The organism is Bdellovibrio sp. ZAP7 (genome assembly GCF_006874645.1).
GTDB lineage: Bacteria > Bdellovibrionota > Bdellovibrionia > Bdellovibrionales > Bdellovibrionaceae > Bdellovibrio.
In genome coordinates this window covers 174,576-192,959 of record NZ_CP030082.1, presented here as the reverse complement: position 1 = coordinate 192,959, position 18,384 = coordinate 174,576, and the positions used below count along the sequence as shown (strand labels likewise).

The 18,384-nt window shown below is 45.6% G+C and carries 20 protein-coding genes and 1 other RNA gene; 4 read left to right on the top strand and 17 right to left on the bottom strand.

Annotation, left to right across the window (positions count from 1 at the left end; all coding sequences use genetic code 11):
* Window positions 1-8 precede the first annotated feature (8 nt).
* The 3 genes from DOM22_RS00950 to DOM22_RS00940 form a co-directional block, all read right to left on the bottom strand.
* A complete protein-coding gene (locus DOM22_RS00950; RefSeq protein ID WP_142698595.1) occupies window positions 9-1,052 on the bottom strand; it encodes a rod shape-determining protein in 1,044 nt (347 codons plus the stop codon).
* 121 nt (window positions 1,053-1,173) lie between these two features.
* Window positions 1,174-2,808 (bottom strand): glycerol-3-phosphate dehydrogenase/oxidase, encoded by a 1,635-nt coding sequence (locus tag DOM22_RS00945; protein WP_142698594.1) that lies wholly within the window; start codon window positions 2,806-2,808, stop codon window positions 1,174-1,176.
* A 9-nt stretch (window positions 2,809-2,817) separates the two neighbouring features.
* Complete coding sequence (locus DOM22_RS00940; protein WP_142698593.1) at window positions 2,818-3,270, bottom strand: hypothetical protein; 453 nt, start codon at window positions 3,268-3,270, stop codon at window positions 2,818-2,820.
* A 51-nt stretch (window positions 3,271-3,321) separates the two neighbouring features.
* Between DOM22_RS00940 and DOM22_RS00935 the strand changes: the two genes are divergently transcribed.
* From DOM22_RS00935 to DOM22_RS00925, 3 genes are all read left to right on the top strand, one after another.
* Window positions 3,322-4,065, top strand: a complete 744-nt coding sequence (locus tag DOM22_RS00935) for an HAD family phosphatase (protein WP_142698592.1) — start codon at window positions 3,322-3,324, stop codon at window positions 4,063-4,065.
* A gap of 181 nt (window positions 4,066-4,246) precedes the next feature.
* Window positions 4,247-4,966: a 3D domain-containing protein gene (locus tag DOM22_RS00930; RefSeq protein ID WP_142698591.1), complete on the top strand. Its 720-nt coding sequence runs from the start codon at window positions 4,247-4,249 to the stop codon at window positions 4,964-4,966.
* Window positions 4,966-5,448 carry a hypothetical protein gene (locus DOM22_RS00925; protein ID WP_142698590.1) on the top strand — a complete coding sequence of 161 codons (483 nt, stop codon included), beginning with the start codon at window positions 4,966-4,968 and terminating at the stop codon, window positions 5,446-5,448. The genes DOM22_RS00930 and DOM22_RS00925 overlap by 1 nt, the downstream gene beginning before the upstream one ends.
* A 73-nt stretch (window positions 5,449-5,521) precedes the next feature.
* Here the strand turns inward: DOM22_RS00925 and DOM22_RS00920 are convergent, their stop codons facing one another.
* The 7 genes from DOM22_RS00920 to DOM22_RS00890 are packed head-to-tail and all read right to left on the bottom strand — an operon-like array spanning window position 5,522 to window position 11,320.
* A complete protein-coding gene (locus DOM22_RS00920) occupies window positions 5,522-6,841 on the bottom strand; it encodes an aminopeptidase P family protein (RefSeq protein WP_142698589.1) in 1,320 nt (439 codons plus the stop codon).
* Between the two features lie 19 nt (window positions 6,842-6,860).
* The gene (locus tag DOM22_RS00915; RefSeq protein WP_142698588.1) at window positions 6,861-7,871 is read right to left on the bottom strand and encodes a patatin-like phospholipase family protein; all 1,011 of its coding nucleotides are present in this window, start codon (window positions 7,869-7,871) and stop codon (window positions 6,861-6,863) included.
* Window positions 7,840-8,616: a TlyA family RNA methyltransferase gene (locus DOM22_RS00910; protein ID WP_142698587.1), complete on the bottom strand. Its 777-nt coding sequence runs from the start codon at window positions 8,614-8,616 to the stop codon at window positions 7,840-7,842. The genes DOM22_RS00915 and DOM22_RS00910 overlap by 32 nt, the downstream gene beginning before the upstream one ends.
* Before the next feature lie 5 nt (window positions 8,617-8,621).
* Window positions 8,622-9,491 (bottom strand): polyprenyl synthetase family protein, encoded by an 870-nt coding sequence (locus DOM22_RS00905; RefSeq protein WP_142698586.1) that lies wholly within the window; start codon window positions 9,489-9,491, stop codon window positions 8,622-8,624.
* 2 nt (window positions 9,492-9,493) lie between these two features.
* Entirely contained in the window at window positions 9,494-9,715 is a 222-nt protein-coding gene (locus tag DOM22_RS00900) for an exodeoxyribonuclease VII small subunit (protein ID WP_142698585.1), read from the bottom strand.
* Window positions 9,715-11,121 (bottom strand): exodeoxyribonuclease VII large subunit, encoded by a 1,407-nt coding sequence (gene xseA, locus DOM22_RS00895; RefSeq protein ID WP_142698584.1) that lies wholly within the window; start codon window positions 11,119-11,121, stop codon window positions 9,715-9,717. Before xseA ends, DOM22_RS00900 begins: the two co-directional genes overlap by 1 nt.
* Window positions 11,122-11,161: 40 nt before the next feature.
* Complete coding sequence (locus DOM22_RS00890; protein WP_210415662.1) at window positions 11,162-11,320, bottom strand: hypothetical protein; 159 nt, start codon at window positions 11,318-11,320, stop codon at window positions 11,162-11,164.
* A 140-nt stretch (window positions 11,321-11,460) separates the two neighbouring features.
* On the opposite strand from DOM22_RS00890, the gene ssrS reads away from it, so the two are divergent.
* A non-coding RNA gene (ssrS, locus tag DOM22_RS00885) (6S RNA) lies at window positions 11,461-11,634 on the top strand.
* A 106-nt stretch (window positions 11,635-11,740) separates the two neighbouring features.
* Here ssrS and DOM22_RS00880 read toward each other — a convergent pair.
* The 7 genes from DOM22_RS00880 to DOM22_RS00850 form a co-directional block, all read right to left on the bottom strand.
* A complete protein-coding gene (locus DOM22_RS00880; RefSeq protein WP_142698582.1) occupies window positions 11,741-12,313 on the bottom strand; it encodes a hypothetical protein in 573 nt (190 codons plus the stop codon).
* 232 nt (window positions 12,314-12,545) lie between these two features.
* Window positions 12,546-13,106 carry a NifU family protein gene (locus tag DOM22_RS00875; protein WP_142698581.1) on the bottom strand — a complete coding sequence of 187 codons (561 nt, stop codon included), beginning with the start codon at window positions 13,104-13,106 and terminating at the stop codon, window positions 12,546-12,548.
* Window positions 13,103-14,332 (bottom strand): aminotransferase class V-fold PLP-dependent enzyme, encoded by a 1,230-nt coding sequence (locus DOM22_RS00870; protein WP_142698580.1) that lies wholly within the window; start codon window positions 14,330-14,332, stop codon window positions 13,103-13,105. The genes DOM22_RS00875 and DOM22_RS00870 overlap by 4 nt, the downstream gene beginning before the upstream one ends.
* Before the next feature lie 9 nt (window positions 14,333-14,341).
* The gene (gene sufD, locus DOM22_RS00865; RefSeq protein ID WP_142698579.1) at window positions 14,342-15,598 is read right to left on the bottom strand and encodes a Fe-S cluster assembly protein SufD; all 1,257 of its coding nucleotides are present in this window, start codon (window positions 15,596-15,598) and stop codon (window positions 14,342-14,344) included.
* A 10-nt stretch (window positions 15,599-15,608) separates the two neighbouring features.
* Window positions 15,609-16,361: a Fe-S cluster assembly ATPase SufC gene (gene sufC, locus DOM22_RS00860; protein ID WP_142698578.1), complete on the bottom strand. Its 753-nt coding sequence runs from the start codon at window positions 16,359-16,361 to the stop codon at window positions 15,609-15,611.
* Between the two features lie 2 nt (window positions 16,362-16,363).
* A complete protein-coding gene (gene sufB, locus DOM22_RS00855) occupies window positions 16,364-17,812 on the bottom strand; it encodes a Fe-S cluster assembly protein SufB (protein WP_142698577.1) in 1,449 nt (482 codons plus the stop codon).
* Window positions 17,805-18,257, bottom strand: coding sequence for an Rrf2 family transcriptional regulator (locus DOM22_RS00850; RefSeq protein ID WP_142698576.1), 453 nt, complete (start codon window positions 18,255-18,257; stop codon window positions 17,805-17,807). The genes sufB and DOM22_RS00850 overlap by 8 nt, the downstream gene beginning before the upstream one ends.
* Between the last annotated feature and the right edge of the window lie 127 nt (window positions 18,258-18,384).

The following is an 18,384-nucleotide window of genomic DNA, read 5'->3' as shown; positions in this document are numbered from 1 at the left end:
CCCTTATGTTAGTCGACTGTCAGCTGTCTGAGAAGATCCAGTTGGTCTAGAACTTTGCCTGAACCCATAACTACGCAGCTCAAAGGATCTTCAGCGATAGAAACTGGCAATCCCGTACGTTCTCTTAGCAAAACGTCCAGGTTCGCAAGCAATGCACCACCACCTGTGAGAACGATTCCATTATCTACGATATCAGAAGCAAGCTCTGGCGGAGTTTTTTCAAGCGCTGTACGAACAGCATCAACCACTTCAGACAAAGGATCCATCAAGGCATCGTTCACTTGAGAGCTTGTGATCTCGATAGTTTTCGGAGCACCCGCTACAAGGTCACGACCTTTGATTTCCATCGTTTTTTCGTCTTCGAATGGATACGCGTTACCAATTTGGATTTTGATCAATTCAGCAGTTCTTTCACCGATCAACAAATTGAACTGACGACGTACGTAGTTGATGATTGCTTCATCAAATTTATCGCCGGCAACTTTGATAGATTTACAATAAACGATACCGCCCAAAGAGATAACTGCAACACCAGTAGTACCACCACCCATGTCGACAACCATGTTGCCCGATGGTTCTGTAATTGGAAGACCTGCACCGATTGCTGCTGCCATTGGTTCTTCGATCAAATAAACTTCGCGCGCACCAGCTGATTGAGCGGCTTCTTTAACGGCGCGTTTTTCCACCTGAGTGATTCCGTAAGGAACACAGATGATGATACGAGGACGGATGAAAGATTTTTTCTCGCCCAAAGATTTACCGATGAAATATTTAAGCATGGATTGTGTTACTTCAAAGTCGGCGATAACACCGTCTTTGATCGGACGAATTGCTACGATAGAACCAGGAGTTCTTCCCAACATGTCCTTTGCTTCTTTACCGACAGCAAGAACACGGTTTTGCATTCCGCGATAGTTCTTTTGAACTGCTACGACAGAAGGTTCATCAAGAATGATTCCGCGGCCTTTAACGTACACAAGTGTGTTCGCTGTGCCCAAGTCGATTGCGATATCATTCGAAAAATAGTCTTGTACTTTATCAAAAAAACTCATGCAGAATCTCTCTCAAGAAAATTTCATTGTGTCATTTCGACTACAAGTCTAGGGAGATTGAAAACCAGAGTCAATACTGATATTTAGGCCCCAAGTCGAGTAATTTTGACGCATTAGGTTGTCAGAAGTGTTTTTTCCACTCCAGCTCCCGACCCATATACTCTGACAGAGCGTGTTTCTCTTCGTGCATGCGCTTCTCAGACCAACTCAATTTCTCTTTGAAAACCTGCGCAATTTCGTCGAGATGCTTCAATCCGTGATTGCGATCCGCGAGGAACAAATGCACTCGTCGAGAGAAAAAGTCGCTGAGATTTAAGCACATCGTGTTGTCGATAGCCTGCGCTGCTTCGAGTTGCCAGTAAGAGTAGCGATGATCATATTTAGAGAGAATAACTTCGGCTTCCCGACCATATCTTTGCGCCAATGCGACAACATCTGCCACTGGACGCCCGTACTCCTGAGCCCATGCGCTTGCCAGAACTTGTGCGTCGTGGAATGCGCTCTCAGTGGTGTATTTATTAAACGCCACTGCCGTATCTTTTTTGGCAAATCGCGCACGATCTTCCACAGGAAAACTTTTTAGCGCGTGGGAAACCGTTTGTTGGCACATCAAGCGGTAAGTCGTGTACTTGCCGCCCGCCACAAATGTAACGCCGCGAGGATCATCGATAATCGTGTGCTCACGACTGGTTTTTCCCTCTGAGGAGGAACCGTCATTCACCAAAGGACGAACCCCCGCATAACTGGAAATCACATCGTGCGGAGTCAAATTCGCCCCTGGGAAATAATGGGAAGTAATATCCAAAAGATATTTTACGTCTTCAGGAGTTACGCCGACGTTTTCAGGAGATTCTTTAAAATCTGTGTCTGTCGTACCGATAATAATCATGTCATGACGTGGAATCCCGAAGACGATACGATTACCTTTTTCAGCGCCCATCACCACCGCACTTGTCAGTGGCAGACGATGTTGAGGCAACGTCAAATGAATGCCTTTTGTAGGACGAAGGATTTTCTTCCAGTCTTTGAAAAGCTTGTCGCCCAATTGATCTGTCCAAGGACCTACGGAGCTGATCACGTGACGACCACGAATCGTAAATTTCTCTTTGCTTAATTGATCTTCGCAGTGAACAGAGGAGATTTTTCCATCAGCACCAAAATCAGCACCTGTCGCACTCACGTAATTGGCAGCGACCATGCCCAGTTCATTTGCCGAACGCAAAGTTTCATAAACCAGGCGATCATCATCCATGTAGCCATCTGAATAAACGTAAGAGCCTAACAGATCCTTTTCCCGAAGAGCTGTCATGCGCTCCATGGATTCTTTGCTATCAAGACGCTCATGCATTTCTGGAGATTGGAATAAAGCCAAAATATCGTAAAGCCACATCCCTAGGCCCATTTTGAACATGCCTACACGGCTTTCTTTATAAAGCGGCAGCATGAAACGAAGTGGATGAACCAGGTGCGGAGCCATTTCAAAAAGTTTATTGCGCTCGTTTAAAGCCTCGTAAACTAATTTGAAATCCATGTTTTCCAAATAGCGAATTCCACCGTGAACCATTTTGCTGGAACGAGAAGAGGTTCCTGAAGCAAAGTCTCGAGTTTCAACCAAAGCGACCGACATCCCACGAGCACAGGCATCACGTGCGACACCGGCTCCATTGATTCCACCACCGATGATGATCAAATCAAATTCCTGAGACTTCATTTTGGACAAATTCTGAATACGATTCACGAAGGAAAAATTCTTCATACCCTTATCCTATTTGGTTGTTTTCACTGCGAGCGTGCCTGGCTCCCATGGAGCAGGCTTAAATCCTTTTACAGAGTTCGGAACACCATTATCCGATGGGAAGTAAACTCTTTGCAGATGTTTTTCACGGCCTAGCTTATACGCCAGTTCGCAAAGTTCGTCGCGGGCCTGCAAAGTTTCAAATTGCACATGCTCGACCCACAAGGTTTGTGTTTGGCCATCAAAAAACAACAGTGGTTGAGCGATGAAATAACCCAAGAGAGCTTTTGTCTCTGGATCTTCCGCCAAAAAGCTCCATCCCAATGGGATATAATGATTCAAGGCTTCAATGCGATGCTTGGAGTTCCAAACAGCCATCATTCTTTCCATCTCATCCGGATATTGTTCCGTCATTTTGCGATTTTCGAGATCAAGAATGTTTTGTAAATCGTCAGCCTGAATAACGCGACAGAAAAGACTCATGGCCTGTAGCTCCCTTGTCATTTGAACGTATCTATTTCATACTAAGACCCGATGAAATACAAAGATTATTCCTCTGACATTTGGAACGCCATTAACAACACGCTCGACCAGGTACTGAAAGAGCAAGATCAACCGATTGCTGCTTTCGACGCCGATGGAACTTTGTGGGATATCGATTTAGGGGAAACCTTTTTCCACTATCAAATCGACAACAAGCTGGTACAGCTTCCTCCGTCCCCATGGGAGCATTACGAAACTATGAAGGCCGCTGATCCTCGCAAAGCCTATTTGTGGCTGGCGCAAATCTGCCAGGGGAAATCTCTGACACAGGTTCGTGAATGGGCGAAAGCGGGTGTTAAAGATGTATCTCCTGTCCCGATTTTTTCGGAGCAAAAAAAGCTGATCCAACTGCTTTTGTCAAAAGGGGTGCAGATCTATGTCATCACTGCTTCTGTTAAATGGGCAGTTGAGGCTGGCGCGGATCTGGTAGGCCTAGAACACGACAATATCATTGGCGTTGAAACGGAAACTCACAACGACATCATCACGGAACAGCAAAAAGGCGTGATCACTTACCGCCAAGGTAAAGTCGAAGCGTTGCTGGCAAAAACCGGTGGCAAACTTCCCTTCCTAGCAAGCGGGAACACCATGGGTGATTTTAACCTGCTTGAAAGTGCCACTCACCTGCGCTTGGCGGTCAGTGCAGCTTCCCGTGACGATAAGATCTTTAAAACGGAAGCAGAGCTTGCTCAGAATGCCGCCGACAAAGGTTGGCTTCACCATCGCTTCATCTAAAAAAGGTGCCAGGTCCTATTTCTTGTCGTGGCAGGACAAGAAATAGGACCTGGCACCTTAGTTAAGACACAGTTTCATTCTGAGATTGTGTTGAATGTTACATACATTGATCAGTCTATCTACAGCATAGGACCCCTAATTTCTTCATAAGAGGGGCCCTCTTTTTGCTAGGTATTCCAGTATGACAAACACATTGGCTACTCACAGAAATACCTTCAAAAAAGTAATGTTCTTCTTTGGCGTCATCGCGATTTCCGAAGTTGGTTTCTCTAGTCTTTGTCCAAATAATATCGCAACGACCACGACGTACTTTGTTCCCAAGATGAGTGACTACTGTAAGGGAAGCAAGCCCTGCGCGCGCTTTCGCAAACAAGTTCGCTTGCAGGGTTCAGGCACTATGCCGAATGGAAAACTTCTGACCTACACTGGAAAGAAAATCAATTTAGGCAGCTGCGACACGGCTTTTGGGGCGAGTGGAAACTGTTTGGTTCCATTCATTTCTGTTGCCGCGGATCCACGCTATTATAGTATGGGTGATATTATCCAGATGCCTTCGTTGAAGGGTAAAATTATGCGCCTACCAAATGGAAAAACGATGATTCACCCCGGTTACCTGATTGTTCAAGATACAGGTGGGGCAATTCGTGGTCGCAACCGTTTTGACTTTTTCACGGGCTCTTATGGTTTCACAAATCGCAATAATGCCTATGGTGCCTACGGCTCAGATGAAACACAAATGTCAGACAAAAACGATTGCGACAGCCGAAAAGCATTCAGTGTTGTCAGACGGGGCTCCGGCAACTATGAGCAGTCTTTGGTAGCGATCGAAGATGCTTTGCGAGAATCGGGAAATCAAAGACAAGTGGCATCCGTTCAAAAAACGGCTGCTGGAGCTAGATAATGTTTCGCAATTCATTGATGGTTTTTGCTCTCGTATTTATTTCAATTACAAGTCTGGCTGAAGAAGTCGAGATGGCTTCGTCATCCGTCGTGCAGACGTCGCCCAGCGATGAAATCAATATGTCGGAGCCACCATTCTGGATGTCATCCTATGATGAGTTCCACGACTTGCAATCCGTGCAAAAGGAATTCTATTTAGAAAAGCTATTGCCATATCTCTCTGGAATACCGGGACTCGATCCGGTTTCAAAAAAGCAGCTGCTGGAAGCTTCTGAGTGGCACCAGGCTTGGAATCATATTCGCAAAAAAGTTTATATGTCCTGCCAAGACAAGGCGCGATTGAAAACCTGCGAAGAGATCGCAGACATCCGACTCCAAGCTTTAGATATTCTCTCGAATCAAAAAGAAGAAAATCGCAAAGCAAACGATTACATTAAAGAAGAAAAATCAAAAGAGCCTGCCAAAAAGAAGAAATCCAAATAAAAAAACCCTGGCGATGAACCAGGGCATTTTAATCAATCAACACACGGCGCCCCCAAAAGGTACGGCGTACCTTTTAGTTTTTACCGACTACTTTTTCGATGTCGGAGATTTCTTTAGGAACTGATGTCGTCATGTTTTCTACGCCGTTTGAAGTTACACGAACGTTGTCTTCGATACGGATACCGATACCACGATATTTTTGTGGCGCTGAAGTGTCGTCAGCTGGGATGTATAAGCCCGGCTCGATCGTGAAGCACATGTTGGCTTCGATTGGACGTGGTTCGCCTTTTTTGAAATACAAACCAGCATCATGCACATCAAGACCTAACCAGTGACCGATACCGTGCGGATAGTATTTCTTTTGTGCCAGGGATTGGATCAAATCGTCTTTACGACCTGATAATAAACCCAGCTCAAGCATTGCATCTGTCAGCATCGAAGTACCCATGTCATGCAAGTCTTTAAACACAATTCCTGGTTTTACAAAATCCACGATCGCTTTTTGAACTTTCAAAACAGCTTCATATACGCGGCCTTGTTCATCCGTGAATTTACCATTTACTGGATAAGTTCTTGTGATGTCACCTGTGTAGTAGTTGTATTCAGCACCCGCATCGATCAATAGCAAATCGCCATCTTTGCAGACTTGGTCATTGAAGTTGTAGTGCAGAGTCGTGGCTGCGTTACCCGAAGCGACGATAAAGCCGTAACCTTCACGAGCAGAATCTCTCATGTAAAAGTTATGAGCCAACACGCCTTGTACCTGGCGTTCAGTTACACCTGGGCGAGTAAAGCGCATCGCTGCCAAGTGAGCTTGAGCAGAGATTTCGCAAGCTTCGCGAAGTTGAGTCAATTCGTACTCAGACTTCACCAAACGCATTTCACCGATCAAAGTGTCAGCATCGTGCACAGAAAGCAAACCGTAGCCTGTACGACCACGCATTTGTTTTACCGTGTTCAACACGTGTTCCATCTTTTCATCGACTTCTTTGTTTTTAAACTGGCGATAATAAATTGAATCAACAGCTGACAACAATTGCGGAGCCATTTTTTCAAACTCATCAATTGGATAGCATTTGTCGATTTTGAATTCTTGTTCACAACCCTCAGGTCCATAACGGAATCCATCCCAAGTTTCTCTTTCGCGGTCACGACGACGCACGAACATCACAGATTCTGGAGTTTGACCAGGACGCACGATCAAAATGGATTCTGGCTCTTCCCAACCCGTCAGGTAGAACATGTTAGAATCTTGGCGATATGGAAAATGCACATCGTGATTGCGGATCAACTCGGGGTGAGAAGCAACCACCAACGCGGAACCTGGGATCTGTTGCCCCAGTTCCTTTCTTCTTTCAGCAAAAATGTTCATATCAAAAGTTGGTTTTCTCATTCCGGTCTCCTGAACTTTTTTAAAGTCCCCATTTACGTGTCAAAGTTTTCAATTGGCGGTTTGCGGAGTCAGCGCCTTTATTCATAATCTCGCGGCGCTTATCGAAGTCCATAATACCATAGTCACCCGTCTCAAGGGTAATAACAGTATCAACTCCTGCAAAAGGCTTATTATACAGTCCTGCGATCTCACTCCATAATACGTTGTCTGTAGCCGAGGCGTCCAAAGTGAACGGTTTGTTGCCGCCCGGCCCCTGAAGAACATTTACGAAGACCACAAAGTTCGCACCTTTTTGGCGCAGATATCTGGCCAAACCAGAAACCTCGCGAACCGCCGCGATGTTACCCTGGAAGGGTTTAAAGAACGGCGGGTAAGCCATGCACATGGACATCAACTGTTCCATGCCACCACGGTTCATCATCAAGGATTGATTCTTCTTCAAATTGTACGAAGGGCACGCAAACGGAATGCGATAGTCTTCAGCTTTTTGGTTTTTAAAAGCTGTGTTGTAAAATTCGCGCATCACTGTGATATCGCCATTTTTATTCACGTTGCCCAATAATGATTTTTTGATGATCTCGTCATCTTTCATTTTGAACATTTGCCATTCAACGTCGTTGGCTTGTTCGCGATTGGCATAAAGAGCCGCCATCGGAGAAGCGAACTCGATACCACCGATTGCATACACTGGAACTTTCGCGCGAGTCAGTTCGTGCAAAAAGCCAATGTGTGCGTAGGTCTTTGCTCCCCCGCCGCCCAAAATGAATGCGATTTTAGGCATTGCCGGAATCACAGGTGCAGGTGGCGGAGTAGTCGGTTCTTCCACTTGGATATCAGGCTGATAAGGCGTCGCTGCCTCTTCAGTTTGCCGAGGTGAAGTTGGAGTTGTGGAAGTGGATTTTGAACCCGGAGTTGGGGCTGGCTTAGTGGCATTGCGAATATCTTCACGGGTCTTGAATGATTGACAACCCGCCAGGAAAACCAATGTTAAAAGCAGGCTAGTGCTTTTTCGCGAAAACAAAAAACTCATGATTGCCGTCCTTTCCCTCAATGGAAGAAGCAAAATAGTCCTTTACATCAAAGCCGCTGTTTTGGCAGACCGCTTTGACCTTTTCTTCGACTTTCAAATACAACGAAGAGTCTTTGACAATACCACCCTTTGCGAGCCCGTCAACGCCGACCTCAAACTGTGGCTTTACAAGACTTAACAACTGGCCCGAAGGTTTTAGGAAACGAGCCAGTTCTGGGATGATCATTTCAATGGAAATGAAGGAGACATCCATGACAATGAGATCAAAGCCATCTTTTGGAGTAGCCTCGAGCACAGACGGCTCTTTGGACAAGGCGCGAGCATTGATGCCCTCAATGACCTTAAGCTTGGGATTATTCAAAAGACTGGCACTGACCTGGCCGTGACCAACATCAACGCCCAATACGAAGCGCGCACCCGATTGCAAAGCACAATCAGTAAAGCCACCTGTAGAAATCCCCACATCCAGAACATCAAAGTTCTGAATATTCAAGCCCACATGCTTGAGAGCCCCTTCAAGTTTCAATCCGCCTCGGGAAACAAAACGGTTCGCCGGCCCCTGATCCACGGAAATCAAACCTTCCATTTCTTCAGTGACCGCTAAATTAGATTTCTTCAGGATCTTTCTTTGACCGTTTTGATTTAGGAACACCTGACCGGCTTCGATAAGCTCTTGCGCATGAGTGCGTGATTGGGCCAAGCCCTTTTCAAACACATAAATGTCCAAGCGCTTTTTATCCGCCATATACCTTAGTGTTTTCGTGAGATATTAAAATTAACCAAATATTCCAGCATCACGGCATCGGCGGAAACTTTATGAAGTTCTGCCATGGTGTTTCTGCTGATTTGGTTTAAGTATGTTTTTGTATTTTCAAGACCGATGATACCAGTGAAGCTGCGAACGTCTTGATCTTTTTCACCGTGATCTAAAACATCGTCGGCCACTTGAAATGCAAGGCCCAAGCCCTCGCCGAATTTTTTGAGTGCTTCAACATCGTGAACTTTCGCTCCAGCGATAATTGCAGCACCTTCAACAGCGACACGAATCAACGCGCCTGTTTTTAGTAAATGCAAATGCGTCAGTTCGTCTTGAGAAAGTTGCTTTTGGCCCGCACGCAAATCAATGGCTTGACCACCGACCATACCGCGAATGCCAGCGGCTTCCGACAGAAGCTGCACCAAACGACCCACCAGGAAACCATTATCAGAATAATTTTTCGCGATAATTAGGAAGGCTTCTGTCAACAGGGCATCCCCTGCCAACAAAGCAAAGTCCTCGCCGAAGACTTTGTGATTGGTAGGCTTTCCACGGCGCATGTCATCGTTATCCATGCACGGAAGGTCATCGTGAATCAAAGAATAGGTATGAATCAATTCAACGGCCGTCGCGAAAGGTAAAACCTTTTCTGCAGACGAACCCAGCATCTCTGCGATCAATACAGAAAGAACCGGACGGAAACGTTTTCCACCATTGGTTGCAGAGTACAGCATGGACTTACGAAGTTCAGCAATAGCAGGTCCCTGAGGAAGTTCCATCTCAGACAAATACTTTTCCACAAACTGATTCACAGTTTGCACCTTCAAGGACATCTCCTGATCAAGCTGAATCGCCAAATCCAAAACTATTCCTCCGGGGTGAAGTCAGTAGTTACAGGCTTTCCGTCAGCGCCCACAGACATCAAAAGTTTTACTTTTGATTCTGCTTCAGAAAGACGTTGGTGACATTCACGAGAAAGTTTAACGCCCTCTTCGAATAGCTTTAAGGAATCTTCCAAAGCTAAATCACCTTTTTCCATTTTTTGAACGATTTCTTCCAAACGTCCCAATTTCTTTTCGAAATCCATTATTCCTCCTTCACACCACTGACTGTGGCTGTGAGTGAACCCTGAGCCAGGCGAATGTCGATGTTATCGCCCACCTTAACCTGGCTTGCTGATTTAATAACTTTTGAATCTTTAGTTACGATTGAGTACCCGCGCTCCACGACACGCAAAGGGCTCATGCTATCAAGCATCGCCATCATGCGATCCATGCGGGATTTTTTGCGCTCTAATGCGAACATCAAAGCTTTTTCAGAACGCGCCTGCAGGAACGTTAATTCCTTTTTGCGACGATCGATATGATTTTGGGGAGTGCCCAGCTTTTGAGTCATCAGCTCCACACGGTGATTCTTTTGACTGATCAAGCGATTTACCGCAAGTTCCAAGCGAGTCAGCAGGTCGTCATTACGCAGTTCCAAATCTTCCAAGCGGCGCTTTGGATCCACCAGACGCTTAGACAAGCCCAGGGATTTTTCGCGCAAGAATTTCATCTTTCTATCAAAAGACAATTTCAACATACGCTCGAGCGAAGTCACTTTGTTCACCAGCTCCGAAGAACTTTTCGCCACAAGCTCGGCTGCGGCAGAAGGAGTTGGCGCACGCAAATCTGCAACGAAATCCGCAATAGTAAAATCGATTTCATGGCCGACAGCGGAGATAACCGGAACGGGACTGGCAGCAATCAAGCGCGCCAAGCCTTCGTCATTAAAACACCACATGTCTTCGATGGAACCGCCACCGCGGCCCACGATCACAGCATCCACATCAGGAAGCGCGACAGCTTTTTTAAAAGCCTCGCGCAACTGCGGAGCCGCAGCCTCGCCCTGAACGATCGTTGGAACGATGGTCACTTGAATGGATTTAGCACGACGAGAAAGAACGTTCAAAATATCACGAATCGCCGCCCCTGTTGGAGATGTCACAATCGCAATATGTCTTGGAAATGTCGGAATCGGTCTTTTCTTCGCAGCATCGAATAGCCCCTCAGCGCGAAGTTTGTGCTTTAGTTGTTCGAAAGCTTTTTGCAAAGCACCCGCACCCACGGGTTCCATCATATCAACCATTAGCTGATAGTTGCCACGGGGCTCGTACACGGTCACACGACCACGCACCATCACCTCCATACCATCAGAAGGTTTGAACTTTAGGCGCGAGTTGTTGCCGCGAAACATGACGGCAGTGATTTGCGATTTTGAATCTTTAACGCTGAAATAGAAATGCCCGGAAGTGTGAGCTTTGAAATTGGAAAGCTCCCCACGCACCCAGACCATACCCAATTGACCCTCGATCAATTGTTTAATCTGAACATTCAATTGCTCAACCGATAGCACCACAGGTTCGTTAGATTTAACCGGCGTGGAAGCCGCATCCAGCGAGAGTTGCGCGTAAGTATCAGTCTTGCGAAGTGGTTGATTTGGAGAGTCGGACATGGGGCAAGACGCTATAGCCAGCCCCGGGAGGAGTCAATACTCAGAGCGACGAGTACCAGACATTTTGCGCGGCCCAAAGACCACCGACGAAGAAACACACCCAGCCCAATTTCTTGTGCTTCATAAGGTTCTGAAACGCCTCACCCATGCGCTCTTCACCGATTCTTACCAGTGTACGATTTTCCAGCACAAACACCATGAGGAGTCCATAGAAAAAAACCACGAAAGGAAAAATAAAATCAAGTTTTTGAGGCGTCATAAGCAATATATCGGAGCCTTACCGAAAAGTTAGAGTCCGGTTTGATTGACGAAACTATACTTCCTGCTAGAATAGTTTTCAGAGGGTTCGAAGGCGTAAAGCTCATCGAAATTAAACCTTACAAGCATATTTTTGGGGACTGTCCCTGGCAATGGTGTGCAAGCTCAGCTCGTACTGAGAAGCCTAAAGTCGCTATCATGGTCACCCACCTTAGCTAAAACAGGTTTAGTTCAGAGTTGCCGACGGACTCTTTTTTTATTTCTCCCAACGGTACGGCCTATCCTGGTTCACCAAAAGAAAAAGCCCACTTATTTCAAAGCAGGCTTCATCATTTAATCAAATTATCAAATTGAGACAGGACTAGCGGTTGGCAAGAGCCACTGTGCGAGCCGAAGCTGGCAAACGTCTGCCGTCTTTCTTCACAAACTTTCTGGATTTATCTACCACCTGGCGTGCGACTTTCACATTCGCCTTAGGAGCGGGCTTGCTTACCACTTTGTGTGCCGCCACCACTGGGGCCGCCTTGAAAGTTTTTGGAGCCGCCACTGGCGCCTGAGCCACTTTTTTCGCCACGGCTTGATCAACCGGGTGTCCCGCTTGCTCTAATAGATAAACGCATACTTTTCTTTCTTCCGCAGAAACTGATTGGTTCGCAGCTTTTCTTTGCAAAAGCTTGATATCAGATTGAGAAAGTCTTGAAACTTGCGCAAGAACTAGCTCTTTATTCTGAAGTCGTTTTGCATTTGGCAAGGAGCGGTTCGTAAGCTCTTGCTCCACCAGAACCTGCGCCAGACTAAATCCACCCTGGGAATCATCTATAGCAGAGATAGGTTTTGGAGCCGGTTTGCGATTGCTTAATTCAGCAATGGCGATCAAACCGATGAACAAAGAAAACACAACGCCTACGATAATTTGATTATGATAACGAGACATTTGCGAACCCCCACTCACTGTCTATTCAACTCCTGTGCCGACCAAAAACAGATTTACGGGGGGCCTGCGGATTTGCAGTGTTGAGGGAGTATACAAACGGTGTCAGCTCAATCATTTTCCCTGAAATTTTTGAAATTCCACGAGTGAGGAAACAACATATCAAGTTGAGGCAATAAAAAAACCCACTCTGTTAAAGTGGGTTTTTTTGTCGAACCTAAAAGAGACCTGGCACCTAAAGAGGAATGACTTCGATGGTTGGATTGAATTGATCGCGAAGGATGCCTTCGATTGCCATCAATGTTCCAGAAGTGGCGCTTGGACATGTTCCACAAGCACCTTGGTAAAACACGTACAATTTATTGTCTTCGTACTTTACAACGTCCAAGTCCCCACCGTCGCCTTGCAAACCTGGGCGAACTGTATCGTCTAAGATCTCTTCGATACGTTGAACTTCAGGTGGCAAACCTGCACGACGCATTTTCTTTTCATCTGCTTGAGTCACATTAGGATTGTGAATCGGCATGCGAGTTTGAATCACGGCACACACATTCTTTTGGATTTCTTCAGGATCCGCATCAAAGCTGTGAGTGATTGTGATCACGTTTTGGAAAAAGTGGGCCTGACGAACACCTTCCACTTGAAACAAGCTTAAAGCCAGAGGACTTTGCTCTGCTTCTTTCATGTCTGTGTAAGTTGCCTTACCTTCAGCCAATACCGGGCGATCCAAAACGAATTTCCATGCGTTCGGATTTGGTGTGGCTTGAATTCTGATCAATACATCTTGCGTACTCATAACAATAACTCCCGGGCCTTCACCACGGCTTTAACTAAAGCATCAACATCTTCACGATTATTATACACTGAAAAAGAAGCACGTACCGTACCAGGTACACCCAATCTTGTCATTAGCGGCTGAGTGCAATGGTGACCGGCTCGAACTGCAACACCCTCTTGATCCAGAATCTGACCAACGTCAGAGTGGTGAGCCCCTTTCAGATTAAAGGAAATCAGAGGTCCCTTATCTGCTGCCGTTCCATAGATTTTCAAATCCGGAATTTCTAGCATTTTCCCCGTAGCGTACTTCAACAAATCCATCTCGTAAGCATGGATATTGTCGAAACCAATTTTCTCGACAAATTCGATCGCTGCCGCAGTTCCAATGGCACCTTCGATGTGAGGCGTTCCCGCTTCAAAGCGAGTCGGCACATCATTGAAAGTCGTTTTTTCGATCGTCACCTTTGAAATCATGGAACCGCCACCTTGATAAGGAGGCAGAGTTTCCAAAATAGCTTTCTTACCGTAAACCGCACCGAAACCGAAGGGACCAAAAAGTTTGTGAGCAGAAAACACAAAGAAATCCACGTCCCAAGCTTTTACGTTCACTTTCAATTGTGACACGATCTGTGCGCCGTCCACCAAAACCTTAGCACCCGCTGCGTGAGCAAGCTTCGTGATCTCGGCAACATTCGTGTTCGTTCCTAAAACATTGGAACTGGCTGTGAATGCCACCATTTTCGTTTTGCTGGAAAGCTTTTGTTTGAAATCTTCCATGTTCAATTCGCCATTATCCAAAATGCCAGCCGCGATTACTTTCGCGCCAACTTTTTCAGCGACCATTTGCCAAGGAACGATATTCCCGTGATGCTCCATCTCGGTGATCAAAATTTCATCGCCCGCCTTAAGGTTTGTAAGACCCCAAGTATTTGCCACGAAATTCACACCCTCTGTCGTACCACGAACGAATATGATCTCTTCAACTTGCTCGGCACCCAGGAAGCTCGCGATTATGTGACGAGCGCCCTCAAAACCTTGAGTCGCAATATCAGCCAAATAGTGAGCGCCACGGTGAACATTTGAAGCTTCATACAAATAGAAATGCGCAATACGATCAATCACTGATTTTGGTTTCAGTGTCGTTGCACCACTATCCAAGTAAGAAAGCTTTTTGCCATGGACCTTTTGGGTCAAAGCTGGAAACTCGTTACGAATTCCTGCAAAAAGCTCGTTCAAATTACTCATTTTACCTTCTTAGTTCAGATGCAAGCGCGCAAACGCTTCATCCAAATGTTGTGTTAACCATTTTTGGATACTGTCGTCAGAGATTTTATAAAGAACCTCTGACAGGTAACCATAACTTAGCATCGCAATCGCTTTGTCTTTAGAAATCGCGCGCGACAGCAAATAGAACAGCTCTTCTTTATTCAACTGACCCACAGTAGAACCGTGGCCCGCCTTCACGTCATCAGCATGCACTTCAATGGAAGGCTTACTGTCGGCTTCGGCTTTGTTGCTTAAAAGAAGATTGTTATTCAATTGCGAAGAGTCCGCTTTTTGAGCGTCTTTTCTGATCAGGATCTTGCCGTTGAAAGCAGAACGACCTGAACCGTCCAGGATGCCCTTGTACAATTGGTGAGTCACACACTCCCCAACCGCATGATCAATCAAAGTCGTGTTATCCACGTGCTGGGTTCCTTGAACCGCGTAGATACCAAGAACTTCAGACGTAGAGCCCTTCTCTTTCAAAACTAAATCAAAGTTATGACGAGAAAGTTGCGCACCTGTCGAGAAAGCCAAACTTTCAAGGTTTGCGTGCTTACCCAGATTAATCGTCGTGCGACCGATGTTCACTGCATTCAGGCTTTCCGCCTGAACACGCACATAGATCACCTTGGCGCTTTCGCCCACCTGCAAATCGAAAACTGAATTTGCAAAGTACGAAGTACCTTTCAAACCATAATGGCTTTCCAGAACCTTAACCGAAGATCTTGCTCCCACTTCGAAGCGAATGCGTGGGTTTGTCATCACAGACGCGCCACCTTCGTTAGAAGTGAAGAACACGAAATTCACAGGTTTTTCCACAGACGTTTCTTTGGATACCGCAACCGTAAACGGAGTTTCAGCGTAAGCGCCATTCAAGGCATCAAAAGTATCTGCGAACTGATTTGGATATTGAGCCAACTCAGTCATTGCAAAGCCCGCTGGCAAATCAGAAGACAAAGTCTTATTGAAGACGCCATTAAAGAACACAAGATTTGTGAATTCAGGGTTGATGGCCTTTTTAATCTCCACCATCGTGTCGTGGCTTGGAGCCACAGCATTCAAAGCACTTGGTTGGAAGCTGTTATCCGCAAGAACTTTAACACTGGTATAGTGCCACTCTTCATCCTTGCGAGTCGGAAGACCCTTTTTCAAGGCATAGTCATAGCCCGCCTGACGGAAAGCGGCCAAAGCGCCTTTCGCTGGGTTTGCTTGACTGAATTTTTCGTAAGTCGAAAGTAAATTCATAGCCCTGTCCTTAGTTGATCAACCAGTCGTAACCTTTTTCTTCAAGCTTCAACGCCAAAGAAGAGTCACCTGTTTCAACAATTTTTCCACCAAGAAGTACGTGTACGTAGTCAGGTTTAATATAATCAAGCAAACGCTGATAGTGAGTCACCAGGATGATCGCGTTGTCTTTACGACGAAGCTTGTTCACGCCGTCTGAAACCACGCGAAGAGCATCGATATCCAGACCGGAATCTGTTTCATCCAAAAGCGCCAAGCGCGGAGACAAAACGGCCATTTGCAGGATTTCGTTTTTCTTTTTCTCGCCGCCAGAAAAGCCTGTGTTCACTGGACGATCCAAGTATTCAGGTTTCATCGAAACTAGTTTCAACTTTTGCACCAGGAATTCACGGAACTCACCCTCAGGCATTGGCTCAGAACCTTGATGTTGCAATACAGAGTTAAAAGCTGTGTGCAAGAATGTAAAGTTAGAAACGCCCGGAACTTCAATCGGGTATTGGAATGCCAGGAAGATACCTTCTTTAGCTCTTTCATCTGGAGCCAGCTCTAAAAGATTTTGCATCATGAAGTTCACTTCATATTTAACTTCGCCAGAAGTCACTTCGTATGCCGGATGACCCGCAAGAACTTTAGACAAAGTGGATTTACCAGAACCGTTTGGCCCCATGATCGCATGAACTTCGCCAGCTTTAACTGTCAGGTTCAAGCCTTTTAGAATTTCTTTTTCTTCAACACGTGCGTGTAAATTCTTAATTTCCAACATAATTAACCTACTGAATTTTCCAATTTCATTTCAATCAACTTCACGGCTTCCACAGCGAACTCCAAAGGAAGCTCTTTGAAAACTTCCTTACAGAAACCATTTACCAGCATTGAAATTGTTTTTTCCATATCCAAGCCACGAGATTGCAAATAGAAGATCTGATCTTCACTGATACGTGAAGTGGTCGCTTCGTGCTCAATCGTTGCTGTTTTATTTTTTACTTCAATATAAGGGAACGTGCTTGCAGAGCACTTATCACCCACCAGCATGGAATCACACTGAGAGTAGTTACGTGCATTTTCTGCAGAAGGCATGATTTTCACCTGACCACGGTAAGCATTTGAAGACTTATCCGTAGAGATACCTTTGGAGATGATTGTCGATTTGGTGTTCTTACCAATGTGAATCATCTTAGTTCCAGTATCGGCCTGCATAAGATCGTGAGTCAGTGCCACTGAATAGAAAGCACCTTCGGAACCATCACCCTGCAAGATGCAAGATGGATATTTCCAAGTGATCGCAGAACCAGATTCAACTTGTGTCCACGAGATTTTAGAGTTCTTGCCGGCAGCTTTACCACGTTTCGTAACGAAGTTATAAATACCGCCCTTACCTTCTTTATCACCTGTGTACCAGTTTTGAACTGTGGAGTATTTGATCTCCGCATTATCATGCGCAATCAACTCAACCACGGCCGCGTGAAGTTGGTTTTCATCACGCTGAGGAGCGGTACAGCCCTCGAGGTAATTCACGTATCCACCTTCATCACACACCAAAAGCGTTCTTTCGAACTGACCAGTGTCTTTAGCGTTGATACGGAAATAAGTGGAAAGATCGATCGGGCAACGTACACCTTTTGGGATGTAACAGAAAGAACCGTCAGTAAAGACTGCTGCATTCAATGCCGCATAGAAGTTGTCTGTGTAAGGAACCACAGAACCCAAGTATTTTTTAACCAGCTCTGGATATTTCGCAACAGCCTCAGAAATCGAACAGAAAATGACTCCCGCTTTTTCCAAAACCTCATTGTGAGTTGTACCGACAGAAACGGAGTCAAAGACAACGTCGACGGCGATACCAGAAATACGTTTTTGCTCGGACAAAGGAATGCCCAATTTTTCGAAAGTCTTAATCAACTCAGGATCAAGATCATCCATGGATTTAGGCTTATCAGTGTCCGTATTCTTTTTAGGCGCCGAGTAGTAACGAATCGCCTGAAAATCGATCGCAGGATAAGAAACATGCGCCCACGTTGGCTCAGTCAAAGTCAGCCAGTGACGATACGCCTTCAGGCGATATTCCAACATCCATTCAGGTTCATTTTTTTTACCAGAAATCAATTTGATGATTTCTTCGCTCAATCCCAAGGGGGCTTGATCCATTTCAATATCGGTTGTGAAACCGTATTTATATTCGTAGCTATCCAGCGGGTTGTTCTTGTTGTTATCCATGAATCACCGCCTCAGAAGATTTTTTAGGCATTGCCGTTCTTTCAACCAAGAGATCTTTCAAACTGACGGATTTATAAAAGTCAGTGAGCTTATTATTTAAAGTCGTAACCGGAGAAACGATGTTGCAAGTCCCTTGAATTTCACAGGGAACTTCCTTGTGCAGGCATTTTACCAATGCCGTTGGACCTTCAATCACCTCAACCAGGTCATGGATGGAAACTTTCGCCAAATCTTTAGTGATCTGATATCCACCGCTCGCACCGTACTCAGCGCGCAGAAAGCCGCCTTTTTGTGCCATCTGTTGCATCACACGAGCAGTCGCATCAAAAGGAGTATGGAAAGCATCTGAAACTTCTTTGGCAGAAGTCAGCTCTCCGGGGATTTTTTGGCTCATATATTTAAGAGCCATCAATGCGTATTCTAATTTCCGGTTGATCTTGTTCATAGTGCACCTGACGATTACGTCCCTGTTATCTAATAGAAAGCCAATTGAAAAACAAGGTGAAATACGCCTAATTTTAGCGTATTTAAGATTTTGACAGGAATCTTTCTCTGAGTTTTGAAAAAATGTG